This window comes from Coprobacter fastidiosus (assembly GCF_982245605.1).
Genome location: NZ_CEVCIF010000007.1, coordinates 86479 through 94233, shown reverse-complemented (window position 1 = coordinate 94233; position 7755 = coordinate 86479). Strand labels below are relative to the sequence as shown.

At 38.1% G+C, this 7755-nt stretch carries 3 protein-coding genes; 1 reads left to right on the top strand and 2 read right to left on the bottom strand.

The genetic code is table 11. From position 1 onward, the window contains the following. Positions 1-74 precede the first annotated feature (74 nt). Both tamL and AC0UMU_RS03385 read right to left on the bottom strand, forming a co-directional pair. A complete protein-coding gene (tamL, locus tag AC0UMU_RS03390; RefSeq protein WP_278714933.1) occupies positions 75-2387 on the bottom strand; it encodes a translocation and assembly module lipoprotein TamL in 2313 nt (770 codons plus the stop codon). Beyond that, positions 2387-7108 carry a translocation/assembly module TamB domain-containing protein gene (locus tag AC0UMU_RS03385; RefSeq protein ID WP_278714925.1) on the bottom strand — a complete coding sequence of 1574 codons (4722 nt, stop codon included), beginning with the start codon at positions 7106-7108 and terminating at the stop codon, positions 2387-2389. The genes tamL and AC0UMU_RS03385 overlap by 1 nt, the downstream gene beginning before the upstream one ends. A gap of 186 nt (positions 7109-7294) precedes the next feature. On the opposite strand from AC0UMU_RS03385, the gene AC0UMU_RS03380 reads away from it, so the two are divergent. Continuing rightward, positions 7295-7753 carry a PepSY-like domain-containing protein gene (locus AC0UMU_RS03380; RefSeq protein WP_278714928.1) on the top strand — a complete coding sequence of 153 codons (459 nt, stop codon included), beginning with the start codon at positions 7295-7297 and terminating at the stop codon, positions 7751-7753. The last annotated feature ends 2 nt before the right edge of the window (positions 7754-7755 follow it).

Below are 7755 nucleotides of genomic sequence, written 5' to 3'. Positions count from 1 at the left end.
ACTCTATCGACTTTATATGCCATCTTACTTTTTAGGGACATTTACTGAATATCCCATTTTATTTGTGTTTAATATCAGAACGGATATCCGATAGCCAAATGGAATCCCAGACTGTTTTTAAAACTGGATAGATTATAGTATCCTTTCTTATCGGGATTGGAATAAGGGGTATGCAAACCTATGCCGAGGTCGGCTCGTAATACGATATAGCTAATGTCATAACGTAGCCCGAATCCGGTACCTAAAGCAATGTCTTTTCCGAAGCTTTTTAATGTCAGTTTTCCTCCGGGACGTTGCGGGTCTTCTTTTAATAGCCAGATATTTCCTGCGTCCATAAATATAGCTCCATGCAGATCTCCTATAATCTTAAACCGAAATTCTATATTAGCTTCTAACTTGAAATCTCCGGTTTGGTCAAAATAAGCATTGGGATTGTCTTGTGGCGGTCGATAGCTACCTGGTCCTAATGTCCGTATTGTGAAAGCTCTGATACTGTTTGCTCCACCGATATAGAACTGTTCACTATACGGCATTACTTTTGAGTTTCCATAGGCATGTCCTGCACCTACAAGAAAACGGGATGCCAGCCAGTTATCTCCCCATAGGCGACGATAATATTTCAATTCGGTACTTCCCTTTACAAATTGGGAGAACTGATTGCCGAACAGATGTTTTTCACCTTTATCTCCCAATAACCCCATTACTCCGGCGAGTATATTTCCTGCTTGAGTTCCGTTTGTTTGCCATAAAATACGATTATTGCCTTTTCTACCGAACGATTTATTGAATGTATAGGTATAACTTATTGTCGGAATAAACTGATTTCTGAAACTAAGGGCTATGGCCGGATTTTTATCCATGGTTTCATCAAAATTTTTAGTCGTGTTCAGCAGTTTATTATAAGTTAGTTTTAAAACAGTTAGGTTATGATAACTGACGTCTGACGTCTGAAATTCATATCCTCCTGAGGCATTGAATGAAATCATTCGGAAAAAATGTGGTCTGTTCATCAGATCCGTACCTAATTGAAAGTTGGTACGTGCGCCATACTTTTGAGGTCGGGGAATAAATTTGGGTACTAATAGTCGAGGAAATGATAGGTTTGCATTTAGACCTATTTCATAGGAGTTTAAAAGAGACGATTTCGATCCGCTTTGTTTTTTCCCGGTTTGCCATTCGTATGATCCGTTCAGTTTTACACTTAAAATTTCTCCCCCTCTAAAGATATTTTTATGATTTACTCCGAAAATCATTCCCGGACCGATAAAACTGTTCGATTTAGAGGAAACGTCTATTTCGAACTCCGATTCGAGGGGAATGTCCATAGCTCCGTCTATTTGTACATTGAGAGAGTCTGCTCCCCGTAAGGAATCTATGGGCGTAACATTTAGATTTATATATCGGAATATACCCAGCCTGCTTAGATTGGTCTGAGATTGGTCTTGTTCGGTTACCGAATATACTTGCCCCGGACGTAAAGTTATATTTGACGGCATGATAGATTGCTTGACTCTTAGCGGTTTCTGGTATGCCATTTTCATATCTTTATAATATATGGTATCCCAAATGCCTTTTCCGGTAGAATTTTGTAATGATATGTCTATCTTGCCCACAGTATATGCTTTCAGAGCCATTGTCGGAATACCTTTTTTTATAATCATTCGAAGGTTGACTTTCAAATGTTCTTGTGTTGTATCTGCCAGGTATTCTATATATTCAGGACGAAAATAGTAGTATCCGTTGTTTCGTGCGAGAGTAGCGATTCTCGTTCGCTCTGCCGACAGGGAATCTGCATTATATTGAGATCCGACTCGTAGTAAGGACTGGGCTTTGGTGCTGTCAATCAATTGTGTAATTCCGTCTGTCGGCTTCGGATAGGAAATGCTGCCATAGGTCCATGCTTGCGGAATTTTTACAGAGTAGCTGATTTTCGCCTTTTTCTTGTTTTTTTTATTATAGAGTAATGAATAACTGGCTTCAGCTCCGAAATATCCGTAATTTGCTAAAATATCTTCGACGACTTTAATACGCAACTCGGGTTGTACACCGGATATGAGCACAGGTTCTTTAGCGAATTTATTGTAAAACCAATGCTTGAATCCTTTATTTTTTTTAGGAACAAAATTGTTGTAAACCCATAATCCAAAAGGAAACGGGGTACGGTAGTAAGGACTGTATAGCGGATTGTTAGGAGGAACGGATAAAGGATCTTTTACGGCAGAGATTACATCTCCGTCAACTTTAACGCCTTCTATCGGTTCTATTTTCATTTTTTTCACTCCGGTATAGAGAACCTCATCTTCTCCCAATCTTTTTGTCGTGGAACAACTGGTTATGAAAACTATACCCGATAATATAATAATTATGTTCGCTATATATTTTTTCATCATTTTGTCTCTTTCTTCTCTTTACGGCTACTTAATCGGAAAAGTTCCGACAGTTTGAGTAATTTCTTTCTGACAACGAACCCGACACCGGTTTGTGTCACTTCTCCCTCTAAAATGCTTTCGTAACCTGTATGTCTGAAAATTTTGATAAGCATGTTATCTCTTTTATCGAGTCTGTATTCTAAAGAAATATCATCGACAAGATTTTCTTTCAGATTTTCATCTGCTGCAGCATCTGGGCTGAAACTTCCACCGATGATTACTTTAAAACGATCGTTGAACAGAGTTTTAGAAACTTTATACGAATAGTCGGTCCGTGTCCCTTGTCCGCCGTTCATCGTATCGTCGTAGCTATCGATTCCGAAACTTACATCGATATTTTTCAGATTGTTTTGAGCCCATTGATTCAGTTCTTTCTGTATGAATGAATTTAGAGGATTTCCCGATGTCAGGCTCGATGATGTCGATGTACCTGGACCACTATATGTATTGTAGATAAGCAGATTCATGGCTTGGGTAGCTCTTTGTTCTGCAGTCATAGCAGTGAGTTCGTTTTGAATAGTCAGGTCTTCCGGAGCAGAAACATTGAATGTGATTGCGAGATTTTCGAGCGTATTTTTGATGTTGATAATAACATTGAAAGTAACCGGACGACTATTATTATCATTTTCTGTGACTGAAATCCTCAGAGGCTCTATTGCTGTGATATTCATACTGGGGTCGGCTATATCTCCACTCCATGAAACAAAGCTGCCTTGTTGTATATTGAATAACTTTTCGGAAATGATCGGTGGATTGTATCTGACTGTACCCCCAGTCAATTCGTATTTTCCTGTAAACCGGCTGTCTCCGAGAGTATTCATTGTATAAGTAAGATTTCCTCCGCCTTTGAGATCTATGCGATTCTTTCCGTCGGCGGAGAGATTTACTGCCATTTTCACTTCGTTGGCAATATCTACATTCATGAGAATGTCCATCCCGCTTATTTTAGCAGCAGTTACAGAAAGAGTGTCGGCCAAAGCCGTGCTATCATTGAAAGATACGAATGTGACCATATTGGTATTAGCTTGTTGTTTAAGCTCCAATGGAGAATCTCTCATGACATAAGTCACCTCTGTCCCGTTTAATAATCCGATATTTCCTCGTAGCTTCAACTCATCGATAGCTCCTTTGACAGAAATATCCAAATCGGCATTGGCCTTACCGTATAACATTGTTTTATTATTCTTGGGAACGTTGATCATTTGAAAATCAGAACCTTTTATTGTAATATCTGTCATTATCCTTGAAAAGTCCCGTAAATTTAAATCTCCGTTTATCGTAAGGGGCTGTTTATTCGGTCCGTTTATAGCATAGTTATTCAGTATGACATCATTCTCTATAATTTCTATTTTTTTGTCGGATAGTCCGAATGAAGTTCCGATCATCGGAACAGATATAAATGTGCTTGCAAATTGCAGATATCCAGACGCTATGGGGGCATCTGTTTTCCCGGAGATATCTACTTCTCCGTTAAGTGCTCCATCGATCTTTGATACATCTGCAGGTAAAAAAGGATTGGCTATTGCAAGAGGCAATGATAATAGCTGGAGTTTTAGTTGTATAGCGTTTGTAGTGTCCGGTTGGTAGTATCCTTTTACGGCAAGCGCCTCTTTTTGGTCTACCAATAACCCTAATCGTACTTGTTGTCTGTTTTCATCGTTGAGCCTGTATCGCATGTTCAGATCGATGTTACCGACTCGCTGTTTGTCATATAATAATTCTGCAATGGAGATATCTCCCGATACGTTAACTTGCTCTTTCGGAAAATCGAGGACCAAATCGGTCGATAATTTCCCGGCAACGGGTGGTGCTAAAGGCCAGGAGCTGAGTAATGAAGCTATGTCAAGTCCTTTCATGTTGATATTTAGTGCTCCCGGTCTGCCGCGACGGTTGGTTGTCGATTGTAAAGATATGCGTTGTTCTCCGTTCTCCATATTGATATTGGCGGCCATGTGTTTATCGAAGTAGTAATCGAAATAGTTATTTTCATTTAGCGTCCATGTCGAAAATCCCAATATAGGATCGGTCGGGGCAAATGTAATGTGCACCAAAGAATCTTGCATGTAGGCATCGCATCCGAAACGGAATCCTTGTTCTGATTGTCGGTTTCGTTGCAAACATCTTAAACGTAGATGATTGTCGGTTATATATCCGTTAAATCCTAAAGATGCAATCTGATCCAGATTTCCCGATTTGTTTCCGATATGCAATCCGTATAATAACCGAGCACTATCTTGTCGAGCTTTAAATGAAATCGTATCTAAATTGATGCCTCCGGTAGTCAATTTATCGACGAATGCCGAAAGACTGAATGGTTTATCTTCGAGAATAGAAATGTCCATATTTGCAGAATTCATTTGAATTCCGTATCTCTCTAAATAATTATTGAGGATTTTATCCGATTTGATATCAGCTTTTAATTCCAGACGAGGAAGATTTTTTTGTAAGGTTTCTATATCTATACTTTGTTTCTCGATCTGTTCTGAAATAAGCCGGTTTGTTTCATTTATTCGTTTTAAAAATTCGTCTAATCCAGAAGGAGATGAGAAAGAAACATAAATATCGGGAGTTTTGAAGTTAACTTGTATTTTGTCATTTAACAATTCTCCTTGTAACGCAAGACTTTTAAATTCTCCGTTTATTTGATCGGCTTCTATTTGCAGATTATGAAGTTCGGTATCTAATGTATATTCTCCTTTGGAATTTCCGCTGCCGGAAATATTTAATTGTGTTGAGACGCTGAGGGGAGTATCGGTAAATCCCATTTGCCATGTATTGATGTTTTTTATTTCTCCGATGATATAAGCTTTGTATTCTTCGGGAGATAAGTTTCCTGAGATGTCCATGTGGAGATTTAAGGCTTCGGAGCTACTGGATAGAACACCCGTTAGAATACCGTCTTTTAGATGCAGCGTTGTGATGAGGTCGGTGTAATCATATTTTTTATAATCGAACCGATCTATCGTGAGAGCTATGTCTGTATAGGTTTTAACTGATAAAGGGTCGAAGCCTTTTCCTTCTCCTTTTAAATGCATGCTTAAACATCCCAAAGAATCTTTCGGTAAAAATGAATTTATGGGGAATTGAGATGCGTCCATATCTATTTTGTATGCCTCTGAAGCAAGATTGACTTGCCCGTTAGCAGAAAGATTTCCATCTCCGATTTTCAATAAAATAGAAGGAGAGTATTGTTTCCCATTCATGCGTATAGATCCGTTGCATATTATTCCGTTAGGGATATCTATCTGATCGTTCAGATCTTTTGGAAAAATATTTTTAACAAAAGAGCTATGTACAAGAGTGCTTTGCCAAGAAAATGCTCCATTTAACTTGTCAGAATTTATAATTTCATTCATTGTACCTTTTCCGGAAAAGAGGAATCGCCTGGGTAATGTTAAGTCAAATTGTTTTATATCTAATTCCCCTAATGACCCTGTTATATGGGTGTTGGCTTTTAAGGTTTCTATCGGTAGTAAGGCTATTTCTTTTTGTAAATCGGGATACAAGGCATAAATATCTTGCATGGCGACTCGTAAAGAAAGCAATGCGGAAACGGGACTTTCGTTTTTTTGTTCGATTATATCTCCTCCTACTTTTATATCCGCATCTATTTGGGAAAGAAAAGTTTTCAGACTGAATCCACTTAACGAGATTTGTTCGGAATTCATATCGAAGTCTCCCTGCGTTCGTAAGACCGATAATCCGGAACGTTCGGTAAATGCCAACTGTTGTAATTTGAGTTTTATTTCACTTCCCTTATTATAAAAAGAGTTTACGCCAAGGTTTAGTCCCGATAATTGAATATAGTCAGGGTCTAATCCTTGTTGGGGAATATGATGCATGAGACCGTATGTTCCCGAACTATTTTTTAATTGAAGAGATTGCACATCGATTGTCCACGGGAGAGATGTTGCTGTATCTGTTTCTGCCGTTTCCGGTTGAACGGGAGACATTGATGTTGTGTCGTTCAGATAGCTAAATCCTGCCTCGGATATTGTAACCGATTCTACTCCCACAAACTGTTTCCCTAAATCAACGATGCCTTTTTTTAGTAAAGCTGATGCGACTTTAACTTGCAAATCGCTTGTTTGGGGTGATGTAGTCATACCGAAAGCAATGTTCTCTAATTGCAATTGCTTTATATCGAGTATCCATAGGATAGGATTCGGTTCGCTGTTTGTAGTATCGGGTTCGCTTTCTCCCAAGTCTAATGATACAGTTCCGTTTCGAAGTTCTATATTCGGGATTTCAACTCGTTCATTTCCAAGGTCTACCGGTTTTGCATTGAGAGCTAATAGTCCGACATCTCCTTTTAGATTGAGTTGTGATATAGTGTCATTATAATGAAAATGAGTGTTTTGGAATGAAAATTTCTCTATTTGGACTTTTTTTTGTAATAAATATCGGAAATTTACATCAAGTTGCAGATTATCACAATATAACATGGTATCACCTTCGGCGGTGATAATTTTGCTGTTGTCCAAAACCAAATTTAACGGAAATTTGAGACGTATGCGTTCAATAGCGATACTCATGTTTAATTGTTTCGAAGCATACGTTGTTGCTAGATCTTTCGCCCAGCTTTGTATTGCCGGAATATATAATGTGAAAGGCAATATTAGTAAAGTCAGGAATAATATTCCTATGGATATAAAGCAATATTTAAGAATTTTCTTCATTTCGTATTTTCGGACTCAGGTCGTTTAAAATGAATCATGCTATAAAAATAAATATTATTGCTTAAAAAGCGGTTATATTTACTGTGATTATTCAAAAAAACACCTCTCTTTTGTTTTATAAGATATAAACATTCTATCCTTTATTTTGTTTTTAATAAACGTAGAAACATAAAAATACGATAGATTATGAAAAAAATGATGATGCTCATGGTTTTTCTGGCCAGTGCAGTATTGGCCTTTTCAGCCACGAAAGGCTCGGAAAAACCGATTCCTTTTGAAAAGTTGCCGAAAATGGCTCAAGAATTTATTCATACCCATTTTAAAGGGGTAAAGGTTGTTAAATGTGAAGTCGAGTCTCCTTGGACGCAATTCGATGTGCGAATGGCCAACGGCTATGAACTGGAATTTGATCGGGTTGGAAATTGGACTGAGATCCAGAAAGAAAAGGGCGGCATTTCTTCATCGATATTAGGCGTTCTTCCTCAACGCTCTTATAGCTACTTGCAATCGAATTATTCGGGTGTTTCTGTAGAGAAAATTGAACGCCAGAAAAAAGGTTTTAAGGTAAGTCTCAATACACAGCCCGAAGAGACAGAGATACATTTCAGTAAAGATGGAAGATTTTTAAGTAAAAAGGTTGATTGATT